This window comes from Myceligenerans crystallogenes (assembly GCF_039529775.1).
GTDB lineage: Bacteria > Actinomycetota > Actinomycetes > Actinomycetales > Cellulomonadaceae > Myceligenerans > Myceligenerans crystallogenes.
Genome location: NZ_BAAANL010000002.1, coordinates 309,832 through 327,358, shown reverse-complemented (window position 1 = coordinate 327,358; position 17,527 = coordinate 309,832). Strand labels below are relative to the sequence as shown.

12 protein-coding genes and 1 riboswitch are annotated in these 17,527 nt (G+C 75.7%); of the genes, 10 read left to right on the top strand and 2 right to left on the bottom strand.

Translation table 11 applies throughout. The annotated features are described in order from the left end of the window. Nucleotides 1-7: 7 nt before the first annotated feature. From ABD208_RS06195 to thiD, 6 genes are all read left to right on the top strand, one after another. The gene (locus tag ABD208_RS06195) at nt 8-1,675 is read left to right on the top strand and encodes a carboxyl transferase domain-containing protein (protein ID WP_344100626.1); all 1,668 of its coding nucleotides are present in this window, start codon (nt 8-10) and stop codon (nt 1,673-1,675) included. 8 nt (nt 1,676-1,683) lie between these two features. Next, a complete protein-coding gene (locus ABD208_RS06190; RefSeq protein ID WP_344100625.1) occupies nt 1,684-3,696 on the top strand; it encodes an acetyl/propionyl/methylcrotonyl-CoA carboxylase subunit alpha in 2,013 nt (670 codons plus the stop codon). 62 nt (nt 3,697-3,758) lie between these two features. Then, entirely contained in the window at nt 3,759-4,910 is a 1,152-nt protein-coding gene (locus tag ABD208_RS06185; RefSeq protein ID WP_344100623.1) for an acyl-CoA dehydrogenase family protein, read from the top strand. Continuing rightward, nucleotides 4,907-5,422: a MaoC family dehydratase gene (locus ABD208_RS06180; RefSeq protein WP_344100621.1), complete on the top strand. Its 516-nt coding sequence runs from the start codon at nt 4,907-4,909 to the stop codon at nt 5,420-5,422. The genes ABD208_RS06185 and ABD208_RS06180 overlap by 4 nt, the downstream gene beginning before the upstream one ends. Next, entirely contained in the window at nt 5,419-6,279 is an 861-nt protein-coding gene (locus tag ABD208_RS06175) for an HpcH/HpaI aldolase/citrate lyase family protein (protein ID WP_344100619.1), read from the top strand. The genes ABD208_RS06180 and ABD208_RS06175 overlap by 4 nt, the downstream gene beginning before the upstream one ends. A 48-nt stretch (nt 6,280-6,327) precedes the next feature. Continuing rightward, nucleotides 6,328-6,425: riboswitch (TPP riboswitch) on the top strand. Further along, a complete protein-coding gene (gene thiD / locus ABD208_RS06170; protein WP_344100617.1) occupies nt 6,416-7,276 on the top strand; it encodes a bifunctional hydroxymethylpyrimidine kinase/phosphomethylpyrimidine kinase in 861 nt (286 codons plus the stop codon). (Overlaps the previous riboswitch by 10 nt.) Nucleotides 7,277-7,320: 44 nt before the next feature. Here thiD and ABD208_RS06165 read toward each other — a convergent pair whose 3' ends face one another. Beyond that, entirely contained in the window at nt 7,321-7,911 is a 591-nt protein-coding gene (locus ABD208_RS06165) for a hypothetical protein (RefSeq protein WP_344100615.1), read from the bottom strand. A gap of 48 nt (nt 7,912-7,959) precedes the next feature. Next, the gene (locus ABD208_RS06160) at nt 7,960-8,874 is read right to left on the bottom strand and encodes a hypothetical protein (protein ID WP_344100613.1); all 915 of its coding nucleotides are present in this window, start codon (nt 8,872-8,874) and stop codon (nt 7,960-7,962) included. Between the two features lie 224 nt (nt 8,875-9,098). Between ABD208_RS06160 and ABD208_RS06155 the strand changes: the two genes are divergently transcribed. The 4 genes from ABD208_RS06155 to ABD208_RS06140 are packed head-to-tail and all read left to right on the top strand — an operon-like array spanning nt 9,099 to nt 17,504. After that, a complete protein-coding gene (locus tag ABD208_RS06155; RefSeq protein WP_344100611.1) occupies nt 9,099-10,919 on the top strand; it encodes a pyridoxal phosphate-dependent decarboxylase family protein in 1,821 nt (606 codons plus the stop codon). Next, complete coding sequence (locus ABD208_RS06150) at nt 10,919-12,325, top strand: lysine N(6)-hydroxylase/L-ornithine N(5)-oxygenase family protein (protein WP_344100609.1); 1,407 nt, start codon at nt 10,919-10,921, stop codon at nt 12,323-12,325. Before ABD208_RS06155 ends, ABD208_RS06150 begins: the two co-directional genes overlap by 1 nt. Then, nucleotides 12,322-14,979, top strand: a complete 2,658-nt coding sequence (locus ABD208_RS06145; protein ID WP_344100607.1) for a GNAT family N-acetyltransferase — start codon at nt 12,322-12,324, stop codon at nt 14,977-14,979. The genes ABD208_RS06150 and ABD208_RS06145 overlap by 4 nt, the downstream gene beginning before the upstream one ends. Then, entirely contained in the window at nt 14,976-17,504 is a 2,529-nt protein-coding gene (locus ABD208_RS06140; RefSeq protein WP_344100605.1) for a penicillin acylase family protein, read from the top strand. Before ABD208_RS06145 ends, ABD208_RS06140 begins: the two co-directional genes overlap by 4 nt. The last annotated feature ends 23 nt before the right edge of the window (nt 17,505-17,527 follow it).

The window sequence follows — 17,527 nt, the reverse complement described above, 5'->3', positions numbered from 1 at the left end:
TGCCCCCATGGCGACCACCCCTGCCACGTCAGCACCGGCCGTACCGGCGCGGACCGCGCCCACCCAGCGCGACCTCGCCGCGACCCTGCGCGAGCGCATCGCCCGCGCCGCGGAGGGCGGCCCCGCCCGCTCCCGCGAGAAGCACCTCGCCCGCGGCAAGCTGCTGCCCCGCGACCGCGTGCGGCGCCTGCTGGACGAGGGCAGCCCGTTCCTGGAGCTGTCCCAGCTCGCGGCGTTCGGGATGTACGCCGCGGACGGCACCGAGGGCACGGAGGCCGGCGACCACGCCGTCCCCGGCGCCGGCGTCATCGCCGGGATCGGCGTCGTCGCGGGCCGGCACGTCATGGTCGTGGCCAACGACGCCACCGTGAAGGGCGGCACCTACTACCCGGCCACGGTCAAGAAGCACCTGCGTGCCCAGGAGATCGCGGCCGAGAACCGCCTGCCGTGCGTCTACCTCGTGGACTCCGGCGGCGCGTTCCTCCCGCTGCAGGACGAGGTCTTCCCCGACCGGGACCACTTCGGCCGCATCTTCTTCAACCAGGCCCGCCTGTCGGCGGCCCGGATCCCGCAGGTCGCGGCCGTCCTCGGCTCCTGCACGGCCGGCGGCGCGTACGTGCCCGCGATGAGCGACGAGACGGTCATCGTGCGGAACCAGGGCACGATCTTCCTCGGCGGCCCGCCGCTGGTGAAGGCCGCGATCGGAGAGGTCGTCTCCCCGGAGGAGCTCGGCGGGGGAGAGCTGCACGCCCACCGTTCCGGCGTCGCCGATCACCTCGCCGACGACGACGAGCACGCGCTGGAGATCGTCCGCGACATCGTGGCCACCCTCCCGCCCGACCCGCCGCCGGCCTGGGACGTGCACCCGGCCCCGCTGCCGCCGTCTTCGCCCCCGGAGACGCTGTACGACGTCGTCCCGGTGGACGTCAACGCCCCCTACGACGCCCGCGAGGTGATCTTCCGCCTCGTCGACTCGGGCCCCGAACCGGGCCCGGGCGGCCCCGACCCGGACTGGCACGAGTTCAAGCCCGGCTACGGCACCACCCTCGTGACCGGCTTCGCCCGCCTGCACGGCCACCGCGTCGGCGTCCTGGCGAACAACGGCGTCCTGTTCGGCGAGTCCGCGCTCAAGGGCGCCCACTTCATCGAGCTGGCCGACCAGCGCGGCATCCCCCTGCTGTTCCTGCAGAACATCACCGGCTTCATGGTGGGCCGCGACGCCGAGGCGGGCGGCATCGCCAAGGACGGCGCCAAGATGGTCACCGCGGTCGCCTCGACGCGCGTGCCGAAGCTGACCGTCGTCGTCGGCGGGTCGTTCGGCGCCGGGAACTACTCGATGTGCGGCCGCGCCTACTCGCCCCGTTTCCTGTGGACGTGGCCGGGCGCGCGCATCTCGGTGATGGGCGGCCCGCAGGCCGCCTCCGTCCTGGCCACCGTCAAGCGCGACCAGATCGAGGCCGCGGGCGGCACCTGGTCCGACGCCGAGCAGGCCGCGTTCGAGGCCCCGGTCCGCGACAGCTACGAACGCGCCGGCAGCCCCTACCACGCCACCGCCCGCGGCTGGGACGACGGCATCCTCGACCCCGCCGACACCCGCCGCGTGCTGGGCATGGCCCTGGACGTCTGCGCCCGCACCCCGTTGCCCGAGCGCCGCTTCGGCCTGTTCCGGATGTGAGGGCACGAATGGACACCGCACCGCTCCGGAGGCCGTTCGGCATGGTCCTCGTCGCCAACCGCGGCGAGATCGCCGTCCGCGTCATCCGCACCCTGCGCCGCCTGGGCATCCGCTCCGTCGCCGTCTACTCCGACGCCGACGCCGCGGCCCCGCACGTGACCGCCGCCGACGAGGCCGTCCGGATCGGCCCGGCGGCCGCGACGTCGTCGTACCTCGACATCGACGCCGTCCTCGCCGCGGCCCGCGCCACCGGCGCGGACGCCGTCCACCCCGGCTACGGCTTCCTGTCCGAGAACCCCGCCTTCGCCCGCGCCTGCGGCGCCGCCGGCATCACCCTGATCGGGCCCCCGCCGGAGGCCATGGAGGCCATGGCCGACAAGATCGCCGCCCGCGACCTCGTCGCCGCCCGCGGCGTGCCGGTGCTGCCCGGCACGACGGGCGTGCTCTCCGACGCGGAACTCGTCGGTGCGGCCGACGCCGTCGGCTTCCCCCTGATCGTCAAGCCCGCCGCCGGCGGCGGCGGCAAGGGCATGCAGGTCGCCGACGACGCCGCCGCGCTCCCCGCGGCCCTCGCCTCCGCGCGCCGGGTGGCCCGGTCCGCGTTCGGCGACGACACCCTGCTCCTGGAGCGCTACGTGCCCCGGCCGCGGCACATCGAGGTGCAGGTCCTGGCCGACGCCCACGGCAACGTCATCCACCTCGGCGAGCGCGAGTGCTCCCTGCAGCGCCGGCACCAGAAGGTCATCGAGGAGGCACCGTCCGCGCTGCTCGCCGGCCTGCCGGCCCCGGTCGCCGCGGCCGTCCGTTCCCGCATGGGCGAGGCCGCCTGCGAGGTCGCGCGCGCCTGCGGTTACGTCGGCGCCGGAACCGTCGAGATGCTGGTCCCCGGCGACGCCCTGACCTCTGCCGCGGACCGGGCCGGCGAGGGGCAGCAGCCCGGCTCCCTCGACTTCTGGTTCCTGGAGATGAACACCCGCCTCCAGGTGGAGCACCCCGTCACCGAGGCCGTCACCGGCCTCGACCTCGTCGAGCTCCAGCTCCGCGTCGCCGCCGGCGAGAAGCTGCCCCTCGCCCAGGACGACGTCACCCTCACCGGCCACGCCGTCGAGGCCCGGCTCTACGCCGAGACCCCTGCCCGCGGCTTCCTGCCCGACACCGGCACCGTCCTCGCCTACCGCGAACCCGCGGGCCCCGGCGTCCGCGTGGACAGCGGCATCGCGGAGCGCAGCGTCGTCGGCGGCGACTACGACCCCATGCTCGCCAAGATCGTCGCCCACGGCCCCGACCGCGCCACGGCGCTCGCGCGCCTGGACCGGGCGCTCGCCGGCACGGTCGTGCTCGGCGTCGGCACGAACCTGAACTGGCTGCGCATCCTCGTGGCGGACGACGACGTCGCCGCGGGCCGCCTGGACACCGGCCTGATCGAGCGGCTGCCCGCCCCCGAGGACCCCGCCCCGGAACCCGCGGACCTGCGGGCCGCCGCGCGGGCCCTGGCCGCGGATCCCGTCCCGCCGGGGCCGTGGGCCCCGGACGGCTTCCGCCCGGGCGCTCCCGCGGAGCCCCGCAGCCACACGATCGCCGGGGAGACGGTGGTCGCGGGGATCCCGGCGCCGAGCGACCCCCGCGAGGGCGCGCCGGCCGTCGTCGTCCAGCCGCGCGGCAGGTCCGGCCCCGCCGTCCGGACCGTCTGGCTGCACCGGGACGGCCGCACCCTCGCCCTGGACGCCCCCACCCGCGAGCAGGCGTTCGCCGCCCGCCGCGCGGAACGGGCCGCCGCCGCGGCCGGCGGGCCGGGGGCCGGCCCCGACCTGCGCTCGGCCATGCCCGGCACCGTCGTCCACGTCGCCCCGCCCGGCCCCGTCACCGCGGGCACCCCCCTCGTCGTCGTCGAGGCGATGAAGATGGAACATCCCCTCCTCGCCCCGCACGACGGCGTCGCCACCCTCCACGTCGCGGCCGGCGACCAGGTCTCCCGCGACCAGCTCGTGGCGACCGTGGCGCCGGCGGAGCACGCCGGTTAGACCCCCGGTCCCGCCGCACCCCGTGCGGGCCCGGTCCATTCCCCACCACCCCGGGAGGAACCATGAAGTACTTGCTCACCGACGAGCAGACCAAGCTGTACGACGAGGTGTGCCGGTTCGCCGACGAGGTCGTCGCGCCCCGCGCCTACGACTACGACACGAAGCGCGAGCTGCCGGTCGACATCATCGCGCAGATGGGCGACCTGGGCCTGTTCGGCCTGCCCTTCCCCGTCGAGTACGGGGGCCAGGGCAAGGACTACGTGTCCCTGTGCCTCGCCGTGGAGGCGATCAGCCGGGTGGACCAGTCGCTCGGCGTCACGCTCGAGGCGGGCGTCGGGCTCGGCATCGTGCCGGTCTACCGGCACGGCAGCGACGAGCAGAAGGAACGCTGGCTGCCGGACCTGCTCGCCGGGCGCGCGCTGGCCGGGTTCGGCCTGACGGAGCAGGGCGCCGGGTCCGACGCCGGAGCCACCGCCACCACGGCCGTCCGCGAGGGCGACGAGTGGGTGATCAACGGCTCCAAGCAGTTCATCACCAACTCCGGTACGCCCATCACCTCCCTGGTCACGGTCACCGCCGTGACGGGCCGCAAGCCGGACGGCCGCCCGGAGCTCACGTGCTTCGTCGTGCCGAGCGGCACGCCCGGGTTTGAGGTGGGGCCCGCGTACGACAAGGTCGGCTGGCACACGTCGGACACCCACCCCCTGACCTTCACCGACGTGCGCGTCCCGCACTCGGCGATGCTGGGGGAGCAGGGCCGCGGCTACGCGAACTTCCTGCGGGCGCTGGACGAGGGCCGGGTCGCGTTCGCGGCGCTGTGCGCGGGGGCGGCGCTCGGCTGCTACGAGCAGGCGCTGGCCCGGGCCAAGGAGCGCAAGGTGTTCGGGGAACCCATCGGGCACAACCAGCACGTCGCGTTCATGCTGGGCCGCATGCAGGCCCGCGCCCACAGCGCCCGCCTGGCCTGGATGGACGCCGCGCAGAAGCTGGTCGCGGGCGTCCCGTTCAAGGCGGAGGCGTCGCTCGCCAAGCTCATCGGGTCGGAGGCCGCGATGGCCAACGCGCACGACGCGTCCCAGATCTGGGGCGGGTACGGTTTCCTCAACGAGAACGCCGTCGCGCGGCACTACCGCGACGCGAAGGTGCTCGAGATCGGCGAGGGAACCACGGAGGTGCAGCTGATGGTGCTGGCGCGGGAGATGGGGCTGGCATGAGCGGGCGGGAGTTCCTGGCGCGCGGCCGGTACTTCGACGAGCTGGAGCCCGGGGACCGCTACCTGCACCGCCCGGGCCGCACCGCCACGGAGGCCGACGACGTGCTGTTCACCACGCTGACCATGAACGGCCAGCCGCTGCACCTCGACGCCGCCTGGGCCGCGACCCAGCCGTTCGGGCAGCGCCTCGTGAACTCCCTGTGGACGCTGTCCACGCTGGTGGGCCTGTCCACGTGGCAGGTCACGGCGGGCACGCTCGTGGCCAACCTCGGCTTCGAGCAGGTCACGTTCCCCGCGCCGGTCTTCCACGGCGACACGCTGTACGGCGAGACGATCGTGCAGGCCAAGCGACCCTCGGGGTCCCGCCCCGGCCAGGGGATCGTGACGCTGGAGCACGTCGGGCGCAACCAGGACGACGTCGTCGTCGCGCGCGCGGTGCGCAACGGCCTGTTCTGGACGCGGGCCGGGCACGAGGCGGCCGAACCGTCGCGCACGGACGGCGCGGGCTCGTGATCCCCGGACCCGCCCTCCTGTTCTGCCCGGCGGACCGGCCCGACCGGTTCGCCAAGGCCGCGTCCCGGGCGGACGGCGTCATCCTCGATCTCGAGGACGCCGTCGCGCCCGGGGCGCGGCCCGCCGCGCGCGACGCGCTGAGGTCCGACGCCGCCGCGGGCGCCCTCGACCCCGAGCGCACCGTCGTGCGGGTCAACCCGCCCGGGACCCGCGATCACGCCGCCGACCTGGCCGCCGTGCGGGCCACGCCATTCCGCACGCTGATGGTCGCCAAGGCCGACGCGGGCCTGCCCGCGCTCGACGGGTTCCGGGTCATCGCCCTGTGCGAGACGGCCGCGGGTGTCGTCGAGGCGCCCGCCCTGGCGCACCGGGACGAGGTGATCGCGCTGATGTGGGGCGCGGAGGACCTGGTCGCGTCGCTCGGCGGCACCTCCAGCCGCTTCGGGCCGGGCGAGCGCGCGCGGGGGGAGTACCGCGACGTCGCCCGCACGGCCCGGGCCCACGTGCTGCTCGCGGCGGGCGCCGCGGGCAAACCGGCGATCGACGCCGTCCACCTCGACATCGACGACCTGGACGGCCTGCGCGCCGAGGCGGCCGACGCCGTCGCGTCCGGCTTCGCGGCCACGGCCTGCATCCACCCGAAGCACGTGCCGGTGATCCGCGCCGCGTACGCGCCGAGCGGCGAGGAGATCGCGCGCGCGAGCCGCATCCTCGCCGCGGCCGGGGCGGCGGGCGGTTCCGCCCCCGGCGGCACGGGGGTCTTCACGCTCGACGGCGTCATGATCGACGAGCCGGTGCTGCGCCATGCCCGCGCCGTCCTGGACCGGGCCGGTGTGACCCACCCGACATCCCGCTGAGCCGGACTTTTCTCGACAAGTCAGGCCGTGGCCCCGTAAGCTGGGAAAGAAATCGACACGGGGTGCTTCCTTCGTGGCAGCTGAGAACATACCCGTCGAACCTGACCCAGCTCGTACCGGCGGAGGGAATGTCGAGATGAGTGCTTTGCATGGACGCAAGGTGCCGCGCGTGTTGTCGATCGCGGGCTCGGACCCGTCCGGCGGCGCGGGGATCCAGGCGGACCTGAAGTCCATCGCCGCGCACTGCGGCTACGGGATGGCCGTGATCACCGCGCTGACGGCGCAGAACACCCAGGGCGTGCGGGGCGTGCACGCGCCGCCGGCGGAGTTCGTCACCCAGCAGCTCGACGCGGTCAGCGACGACATCGCCGTCGACGCGGTCAAGATCGGCATGCTGGGCACCGCCGGGGTGGCCGACGCGGTCGGGGCGTGGCTGCGGCGGGTCCGCCCGCCGGTCGTCGTGATCGACCCGGTCATGATCTCCACCTCGGGCGACCGGCTGCTGGAGCCCGCGGCGGAGGCGGCGCTGCGCGACCTGATCTCGCTGGCCGACCTCGTCACCCCGAACATCCCGGAGCTGGCCGCCCTGACCGGCGCGGCCGAGGCCGTGACCTGGACCGAGGTCGTGGCGCAGGCGCGCCAGGTCGCCCACGAGCACGACGTGCTCGTGCTGGCCAAGGGGGGCCACCTCATGGCGTCGGACACGCCGGACGCGCTCGTCTCGGCCGCGGGCGAGGAGGCCAGGGTCAGCGGGCCGCGGCTCGTGGCGACCAGCACGCACGGCACGGGCTGCTCCCTGTCGTCGGCGATGGCGACGCTGCGCGTGACGACGGGCTCGTGGCCGGAGTCGCTGCGCCGCGCGACGACCTGGCTGCGCGCGGCGATCGCGCGGGGGGAGAGCCTGGGCGTCGGCTCGCGCGGCGGGCACGGGCCGGTGGACCACCTGGGCATGCTGTGGGACGCGGCGGGCGTCAAGCCGTACGCGCTGGAGGCGTGAGGCCCGGGCGGCGGGCGGTCACGTCACCGGCCGGCGCCCGGCTGTCACACGAGCAGCGCGACGACGGCGACCAGCAGCGCCACCCCGGCGCCGCCCCACGCGACGAGGACCTCCCGCCGGGCCCGCTCCCGCACGTCCTGCAGGGTCCGGTGCAGCGCCGAGATCTCCTCGGCGGCGGCGCTCAGCTCGCCGAGCGCGGCGGTCACGTTCCTGCTCGCGGCGGCGGCGTCGGTGCGCGCGGCGTGGGCCTCGCTCATCGCCCGCTCGGCGGTGATCGCCGCCTGCGACGCCGCGCCCGCGGCCTGCGCGGCGGCGGCCTCGGCCGCCTCGGCCGCGCGCCGCAGGTTCTTCTTGTCGCGGGACTCGGCCGAGTCCGGCGCGACCGGCGCGTGCACCATCGCCGACCCGCCGACCCGCGCGTTCTCGGACCCCGCCGGGTCGGACATCCCGGCGTCGACGGTCGGCTGGGCGACCGTCGAGACCCCGGCGCCGTCCGGGCCCTCGCCGGGCACGTCCGCCCGGGACAGCTGCGCCTGCACCCCCGCCTTGAGATCGGACAGGAGGGGCCGCGGGTCCCAGGCCTTGCGGGCCTGCCTCGGTGTCGCGTGCCGGGGTGAGTCGTCCAGGGGCGCCATGGCCAGAAAGGTACCAGCGCCGGGCCCGGCGGCGAACCCCTCCCGAGGTCAGGGCAGGAAAGCCAGCCCGATCGCCGCCAGCGCGCACACCACCCCGATGACGGCCACGACCATGGCCGTGCCCGCCTTCCTCGCCGCCGTCTGCGCGGCCTCCCGCGCCGCCGAGGCCGCCGAGGCCGCGGATCCCGCGCCGGCCGCGGCCTCGCGGGCGGTTTCCAGGGATTCCTCGAGGGACGCGGTGAGCCGGGCGATCTCGTCGCGCTGGGCGGTGAGGTCGTCGCGGAGCTCGCCGGTCGCCGCGGAGCTCGTGGCGGAGTTCTCGGCCGCGGTCCGTTCGGCGACGTCGAGCCGCGCGGTGGCGGCCCGCGCGCCCTCGGCGGCCGCGGACGCCTCGGTGCGCAGGGCCTCGATGCCCTGGCGCGCCTCGGCGGCCGAGTCGGCGGCCTCGTTGGCCCGGGCGCGGACCAGGGCGATGTCCTCGCCGGTGCGCCGGTCGAGCTCGTCGAGCCGGGCCAGCAGCTGGGCGGCGGCATCGCCGCCGGCCGCGCCGAGGTCGCGCCTGCCGGAGTCGAGGAACGCGTCGGCCCAGGTCCGGCGCTTCTTCCCGCCCTTGGCGGTGCGCTGCTCGTCGGCCCCGCGTGACGCGGCGGCCTCCGCGGCGGCCCGCACGTGCGGCGGGATGTCGACGGCGGGGGCGGGGTACTCGTCGGGGTCGCCGGCGTCGGGATCGGCGTCGGCCCCGTCGCGGGTGCCGCCCGTGGCGGTGCTCGTGCTGCCGCTCGCACCGCTGCTCACACCGCTGCCCGCTCCGCTGCTCTCCGACTCGGGGATCTTGATCGGTGCGGTCAGCAGCGCGCGCAGTCGCTCGATGCGGTCGCTGTCCTCGCCGGCGCCGTTGCCCGCGGGGGCCGGAGCCGCGTCGTTCTCCGTGTCGTCAGATGTGATCTGGCGCTCGTCGCTCATAGGCGAAACGTACCGATCTGGGGTTCTGTACGCGACATATTCGGCGTCGTGTCGCCGAAATCGTGTCCGGACCGTGCTGCGTCCCGCGGGCCCGCGGCGTCCGGCAGGCGTCCGGAACATGGGTCCGTGGTTGGAGAAGGACGAAGCGTCGGCTAATTTAGGTCAGGCAAGCCTTACTTAATTGCCTGCCCCTTCACCGTCGACCCACCCGAGGAGCCTCTCGCATGTCCTCACCCCTGCCCGCCGCGGCCACCGGCCTGCGCTCCGCCGCGGCGCCGTCGTCGCCCGAGCCACCTCGAGCGACATCCGGTGTGACATCCGCCGTGACGCCCGGTGCGACCTCGGGTGCGACGCCCGGTGCGACACCCGCTCCGACACCCCGCGACGGGGACGAGCGCGCGCCGCGCGGCCCGGTCCCGGGCGACGCGCTGCTGCGCGGCGCCACCGCCGCGGAGTACGCGCGCGTCACCAAGGGCGTCGTGGACGACATCGCGGCGCGGGTGGCCGCGGTCACGCAGCCGTTCGCGGGCGTGGGCCGGGCCGAGCTCGGTGAGCGCACCGACGCGGTCGACCTGGACGGGCCCGGCATCGGGACGACGGAGGCGCTGCGCGAGACGGCCGCGCTCTACGCGGACAACGCGGTGTGGTTCCACCACCCGGCCTACGCGGCCCACCTGAACTGCCCGGTCGCGCTGCCCGCGGTGGCGGCGGAGGCGATGCTCGCGGCGATCAACACGTCCGTGGACACGTACGACCAGTCCGGGGCGGCCACGCTCATGGAGCGCCGCCTGGTGGACTGGACCGCGGCGCGCATCGGCTTCCCCGTGGGCCGCGACGAGCGCGGCGAGGCGGCCGGGGCCGACGGCGTGTTCACGTCCGGCGGCACCCAGTCCAACCTCCAGGCCATGTTCCTGGCCCGGCAGCGCGCGCTGGAGGACCTGCGCGGCACCGAGCGCGCCGTCGCGCAGTCGCGCCTGCGCGTCCTGGCGACGTCCGCGAGCCACTTCTCGGTCGCGAAGTCGGCGCTGCTGCTCGGGCTGTCCGAGGACGCCGTGATCGCCGTCGGGGTCGACGACGAGGGCCGTATGGACCCCGACGCGCTCGGCCGCGCGCTGACCGACGTCGTCCGGGCCGGCGACATCGCCATGGCCGTGGTCGCCACCGGCGGCACCACCGACCGGGGCTGCATCGACCCGATCCGCGCGATCGCGGACCTCGCCGACGCGACCGGCGCCTGGCTGCACGTGGACGCCGCCTACGGCTGCGGGCTCCTGGTCAGCCCCACCCGCCGCGGCAAGCTGGCGGGGATCGAGCGCGCCCGCAGCGTCACGGTCGACTACCACAAGTCGTTCTTCCAGCCGGTGTCCTCCAGCGCGCTGATCGTGCGCGAGGCCGCCGACATGGCCCGCGGCTCCTGGCACGCCGACTACCTCAACCCCGCCACCGAGGACCACGAGCCGGGCGGCGAGCCCAACCCCGACCCCAACCAGGTCGACAAGTCCCTGCAGACCACCCGCCGCTTCGACGCGCTCAAGCTGTGGGTCACCCTGCGGGCGCTGGGGGCCGACGGCGTCGGGCAGCTCGTCGACGCCATGTGCGACCTGGCCCAGGCCGTGCACGCCGACCTGGCCGGCGACCCGGAGCTCAAGCTCGTCGCGCCCACCGACCTGTCCACCGTGCTGTTCCGCTACGAGCCGGACGGCCTGGCCCCCGAGCGCGCCGACGCGCTCGTGCCGCAGGTGCGCCGCGTCCTGTTCGACTCCGGGCGCGCGCTCGTGGCCAAGACCGTGGTCGACGGCCGCCCCTGCCTCAAGCTCACCCTCCTCAACCCGGACATGACGCTCGGCGACGTGCGCGCCGTCCTGGACCTGGTCCGCTCCGCCGCGCACGGCCTGCTCGCGGGGGAGGAGCTGGTCACGCCGGACGTGCCGCCCTGCCGCGACACCCACCCGCGCCTCGTGCGCGACGGCGTGCGGCCCGACGCGCCGCCTGCTGCGGGGCCGGGCGCGGGCCCCGCTGCGGGCCGGAACGAGGGGTCCGCCTGATGCGCACCTACGACCTGCTCGGTATCGGCCTGGGCCCGATGAACCTGGGCCTGGCGGCCCTGGCCCGCCCGCTGCCCGACGTCGACGCCGTCTTCCTCGACCAGCGCGACGCCTTCTCCTGGCATCCCGGCATGCTCATCGAGGGCACCACCCTCCAGGTCCCGTTCCTCGCGGACCTGGTCACGATGGCCGACCCGACGTCGTCGTACACGTTCCTCAACTGGCTCAAGCAGACCGGGCGGCTCTACCCGTTCTACATCCGCGAGTCGTTCTACCCGCTGCGCGCCGAGTACGACGCCTACTGCCGCTGGGCCGCGGAACGCATCGAGGCGGACGCGCCCGGCATGCTGCGCTGGGGGCGGCGCGTGACGAGCGTCGTGCACGACGACGCCGCCGGGGCATACGTCGTGACCGCGCGGGTGACCGGCCCGGACGGCGTCACGGAGGAGAAATACTGTGCCAAGCATCTCGTGCTCGGCACCGGGACGACGCCGCGGCTGCCGGCCGCGCTCGAGGCGCTCACGGAGTTCGCGGGTGCGGGCGGGGCGGGGCCCGTCGTGCACACCGGGGAGTACCTGCCGCACCGCGCGGCGCTCGCGGCCTCGGGGGCGGTGACGGTGGTGGGCTCGGGGCAGTCGGCGGGGGAGGTGTACCGCGACCTGCTGGAGGGCCTGGGGTCAGGGCAGGGCAGCGCTGATCCGGAGGCGAGCCCGTACCGGCTGGACTGGGTGACGCGCTCGGGGCGGTTCTTCCCGATGGAGTACACGAAGCTCACCCTGGAGATGACCTCTCCCGAGTACACGGACCACTACGTGTCGCTGCCGCAGGAACTGCGCGACCGGCTCGGCCGGGAGCAGCGGAACCTGTACAAGGGGATCAGCGCCGAGCTGGTGGACGACATCTACGACGCGCTGTACCGCAAGTCGGCGCTCGGGGCGGAGCTGCCCACGACGCTGCTGTCGGACTGCGAGGTCACCGCGGCGCGCTTCGAGCCGGCGGGCGACGGTGATGGTGACGGCGGTGCGCGCGGGGGCGAGTACGTCCTGACCCTGCGGCACGGCCAGACCGGCGAGATCGCCGAGCACCGCACCCGCGCGATCGTCGCGGCGACGGGTTACGCGGGCGGGACGCCGGACTTCCTGGCGCCCGTCCGCGAGCGCCTCGACCTGGACGAGCGGGGCCGCTACGTCGTCTCCCGCGACTACACGGTGGACGCGGCCCGCCGCGTGTTCGTGGTCAACGGCGAGGAGCACACCCACGGCGTCACGGCCCCGGACCTCGGCTTCGCGCCGTGGCGCAGCTCGGTGATCCTGGCCCAGGTCACGGGCCGGGAGCCGTATCCGGTCGAGCGGCGGATCGCGTTCCAGACGTTCGGGCTGCCCGGGACCGCGGAGGTGCCGTCATGACCTTCATGCCGGAAAGCACACCGGAAACCGCCGCGGGGTCCGCGGCGAGGCTCGCGATGAGGTTCGCCACGACCACCCGCGTGGGCACCTTGACGGTGGAACCGGCCGACCCGGCCCGCGACGTCGCGCTCATGCACGCCTGGCTCGCCCACCCGGCCTCCGCCTTCTGGGAGATGGGCGACCTCACGCCCGCCCAGGTGCGCGAGTACCTCGATCACGTGGCGGCGTCCGCCGCCGAGGACGGCTGGCTGCTGCGCCGCGACGGCGCGCCGGTCGCGTACTGCGAGACGTACGACCCGTCCCGGGTGGTCCTCGACACGCTCCCGCCCGGCATCCACCGGCACCTGCCCGGGGACCTCGGCATGCACGTCCTGATCGCGCCCGCGCCCCCGGCCGGCGGCCCGGAGCCGCGGATCTCGGGGCTGACGGACGCGGTCATGGCCGCGGTGATGCGGTTCTGCCTCACCGACGGCACCGCCGACGACGGCGCCCGGGACGGCGGCAGCGGGGACCGCGCGGGTGCGGACGGCGGGCCAGGGCTCGCCGGTCGCGGCGCCCTGCGCGTCGTCGTCGAACCCGACGCCCGGAACCTCGCGATCCACGCCAAGAACGCCGCGGCGGGCTTCCGCGTCGTGGGCGACGTCGACGTCGTCCACGGCACGCACACCAAGCGCGCCCGCCTCAGCGTCTGCACCCGCGACGACTTCGCCGCCTCGCCCCTCGGCGACGGCACCGGCCCGCTCGGCACCGAACCGGCGGCCCACCTGCGCCCGGCGCTCGCGGAGGCGGCCCACCGTCACCTCGTGGCCAAGGCCATCGCGGAGTTCACGCACGAGCGGCTGTTCCTGCCGGTCGCGGCGGATCCGGCCGGCGTGGGACGGGACGCCGTGGCAGGCAGGATGACCGGCGTCGCGGCGGGCGCGGCAGCGGACGCCGCGCCGACCGAGGTCACGCACGACGACCCCCGCCCGTACGTCCTGGTCCTGGACGAGGCCGGGGTCACGTACCACTTCGCGGCGCGCCGTTACCCGCTGGAGCACTGGGTCATCGACGAGGCCAGCCTGCGCAGGTCGCGGACGGTTCCGGGCGGTTCCCTGCCCCTGGACGCCCTCGAGCTCGTCGCGGAGCTCCAGCCGCTGCTCCAGATCCCGGAGCACCTCCTGCCGGTGTACCTGGAGGAGCTCTCGGCCACGCTGGCGGGTGCGATGGCGAAGCGGGAGCGGGAGCTGCTGGGCGTCGCGCCGTCGTCGGACGTGCTGACCGAACGGCTCGCGGGGCCCGACGTGCCCGGCGCCTTCCAGGCCGTGGAGGCCGCGATGACCGAGGGTCATCCGGGCTTCGTCGCGAACAACGGCCGGATCGGGTTCTCCCTGTCGGACTACCGCGCGTACGCGCCCGAGCGGGGCGGGCGGCTGCGCCTGATGTGGCTGGCGGCGCGGCGGGAGCACACGCATCTGTCGGCCGGGGCGGGGTGGTCCGAGCGGGAGCTGTACGGGACGCAGCTGTCGGGCGCGGAGCGGGCGGCGTTCGCGGACCGGCTGGCCGGGCGCGGCCTGGACCCGGCGGACTACCTCTACCTGCCCGTGCATCCGTGGCAGTGGGAGCACCGGGTGGCGATCACGTTCGCGGCGGACGTCGCGCGCGGTGACCTCGTGCCGCTCGGCCCGGGGGCCGACGAGTACCAGCCGCAGCAGTCGATCCGCACGATGTTCGACGTGACGCGGCCGGACCGGCACTACGTGAAGGTCGCCACCGCGATCCAGAACATGGGCTTCCTGCGTGGCCTGTCGCCGCGGTACATGCGCGACACCCCGGCGGTGAACGACTTCGTGCACGACCTGGTGACCGGGGACGAGACGCTGCGGGCCGCCGGTTTCGGCCTGCTGCGGGAGGTCGCCGCCGTCGGCTACACGGGCGACGTCTACCACCGCACGCCCGCGCCGAACCCGTACCGCAAGATGCTCGCGGCGCTGTGGCGCGAGTCGCCCGTCCCGCTGCTGGCCGACGGCGAGCGCGTCGCCACCATGGCCGGCCTGCTGCACCGGGACGCGAGCGGCCGGGCGCTGGTGACGTCGCTGATCCGCGCGTCGGGCCTCCCGGCGCGGGACTGGCTGCGGCACTACCTGGACGCCTACCTGTACCCGGTGGTGCACTGCCTGCTCGCGCACGACCTGGCCTTCATGCCGCACGGGGAGAACCTCGTGCTCGTGCTGCGGGACCACGTGGTGCGGCGGGTGTTCATGAAGGACATCGGCGAGGAGGTCGTGATGCTGTCGGACCGCGCGCTGCCGGAGCGCGTGGAGCGGATCCGCGACGTCGTCGACGACGAGGAGAAGGCCCTGGCGGTCTTCACCGACGTGTTCGACGGCGTGCTGCGGCACCTGTCGGGCATCCTCGCGGCCGACGGCGTGCTGGGCGCGGCGCCGTTCTGGCGGATCGTCGGCGAGGTGATCGGCCGGCACCGGGACGAGCACCCGGACCTGGCGGGGCCCGGCCCGGGCGTCGACCTGCGGGCGGAGACCTTCGCGCACTCCTGCCTCAACCGGCTCCAGCTGCGCGACACCACGAACATGGTCAACCTGGCAAGCCAGTCGTCCTCCCTCATCTACGCCGGACGACTACGAAATCCCCTCAGGAGTACGGAACCCGCGTGATCCCAGAGCACCACCCTCCCCAGACACCCCCACCCCCCACCGGATCGCCCGAGCGGCCCCACCGCTTCGAGCTCCACCGCGACTCCCTCGGCATCCCGCACGTGCGCGCGGCGACCGAGCGCGCCCTGGCCTACGGCCAGGGCTACGTCACCGCGCTCGACCGCGCGGACCAGATCGAGACCGGCCGGCGCCGCGCCGAGGCGCGGCTGGCCGCCCGCATCGGCCCCGAGGGCCTGGTGTGGGACCGGTTCGCCGTGCGGGTCCGGCTCGCCGACACCGCACGGCGGGTGCACGACGCGCTCGCCCGGCCCGAGCGGGACTGGCTCGCGGCGTACGCGGCCGGGGTGAACGCGGGGCTCGCCGCCGCGCGGCCCGGGTCCGGCCCCGCGGCGGGCGACGGCCCGGCGTCGTCGTGGCGCCCGTGGACCCCGATCGGCGTGTTCCTCGTGGACCACGTGCTGTTCAACGGGTTCCCGGCCGTGCTGTGGCGGGACCACGTGGCCCGCTCGCTCGGCCCGGCGTTCCCGGGCGTGCCGCCCGAGACGCTGTGCGAGTGGTTCGCGGCCGACGGCGGCGCGGGCGCGGGCAGCGACTCCGGCTCCAACGCGTGGGCGGTCGCCCCCGGCGGCACGGCGTCGGGCGCGCCGCTGCTCGCCGGGGACCCGCACCGGATCCTGGAGCTCCCCGGCCCCTACCAGCAGATCCGGCTGGCCTGCACCGGTCAGGGGCCGGGCGAGGACGCCTACGACGTGCTGGGCCTCGCCTTCCCGGGCGTGCCCGGCGTGCAGCACTTCGGGTTCGCGGTGACCTCGCCCGCTGCGGGCCCGCCCGCAGCCGCGGCGCCGGAGACCGGCGTGGCCTGGGGCATCACCAACGCGATGGCGCACCAGGTCGAGGTCTTCGAGGAACGCTTCCGGACGACGGCGGCCGGCGGCCACGAGGCCCAGGGCCCCGACGGCTGGGAAGCGGCGGACTCCGGGACCGAGACGATCGAGGTCCGCGAGGCCGGCGGGGCGGTACGTCACGAGCGGGTGCGGTGGATCGAGACGCCGCGCGGCGTCTGGGTCGCGGACCGGAGGGACGGATCACCGGACGACTCGGACTCAGACTCAGACTCGGACTCAGACTCCGATTCCGATTCCGATGCAGGCTCTGATGCAGGCTCTGATTCCGTGCCCCGCTTCACCGTCCGCTGGCCCGTGCGCGTCCTGGCCGACGCCGGTGTCGCGACCTGGCGGCGCCTGCTGCGCTCGCGCACGGCGCGGGACGTGGCGGACGCCTTCGCGGACGGCTGGGTGGACCCGGTGAACCGCGTCCTGACGGCGGACTCCGGCGGGGAGATCTACTCCCTGACGGCGGGCCGGGTCGCCCGGCGTGCGCCCGGGGAACGCGTGCTGCCCGTACGCGCCTGGACCGAGGCGGCACGGCCCCGGGCCTGGACCCTGCTGCCCGAGCCGGAACTCGTGACGACCGGCGTCGCGGTGGACGCGAACGAGCGTCCCGTGACCGCGTCACGGCCGGGTGCCGGGGCGCGCGACCGGCGTCGCCGGGAGAACCACGCGCTCGGCTGGTCCTACGCGCCCCACCGCGCAGACCGGATCCGCCGGCTCCTGGCCGAGGCACCGGCGGGCGGCGAGTCGCCCGGGACGCAGCGCCGGATCCACGCGGATGTCGCGAGCGCCGGCGCGCTCGCCCTCCTGGAGCTCACGGGCGTCCCCCGGGGACTGGAGGAGTGGGCCGGCGCCGGCGCCCCGCTGGACGCGGGCAGCGCCGCCGCGGCCCGGTTCGTCAGGTGGCGGGACGCCCTCGTGCGGCGGGCCGCCGCGGACCCACGGCTGGCCGGGCTGCGGACGGACCCGTGCCGGTACGGGGAGATCTTCGCGCCGTGGTTCGTCCCGGAGGCGGCGATCGGGCACGGGCTGGTGCGCGTCCTGCGGGCGCTGGGGCCGGGCGCGGTCGCGGAGGCGGGCCTGGACGCGGGCCTCGACGGGGGGCCGGGCGCGGTCCCCGCCCTGGGCGAGGTCGCGGTCGATGTCGTGACCGATGTCGTGGCTGGCGCAGTGACATGGGGCGACCTGCACGTCCTGGCGCCCGTGCCGCTGCCGGGCGGTCCGCACCTGCGGGTGCCCGCCGCAGGCTCGGCTCCCGTGCTGGGCGGTGACAACGACACGGTGCAGTGCACCGGCGGCACGCCCGGCGTCTCGCCCGCGGCGGCGCGCGGTGCGGTGGCCCGCTGGATCTGGGACCTGTCCGACCGCCGCGCGAGCCGCTGGGTGGTCCCGTTCGGCGCGAGCGGCAACCCCGGCGACCCGCACGTCGCCGACCAGCACGAGACGTGGGCCGACGGCGGGACGCTGCCGGTGGAGACGGACTGGTCCCGGCTGACCCCCGTCGTCGTCCCCCTCGTCGTGCCCGACGTCGTCCCCCTCGTCGTGCCTGACGCGCCCCGCGCCGCGGCCCCGGCACCTGCGCCCACCCCGGCGCCGTCGTACCTCGCCCCGGCCCTGCAACCGGCGGCGTCGTAGCGCGCGCCCGCCCCCGGACCCCC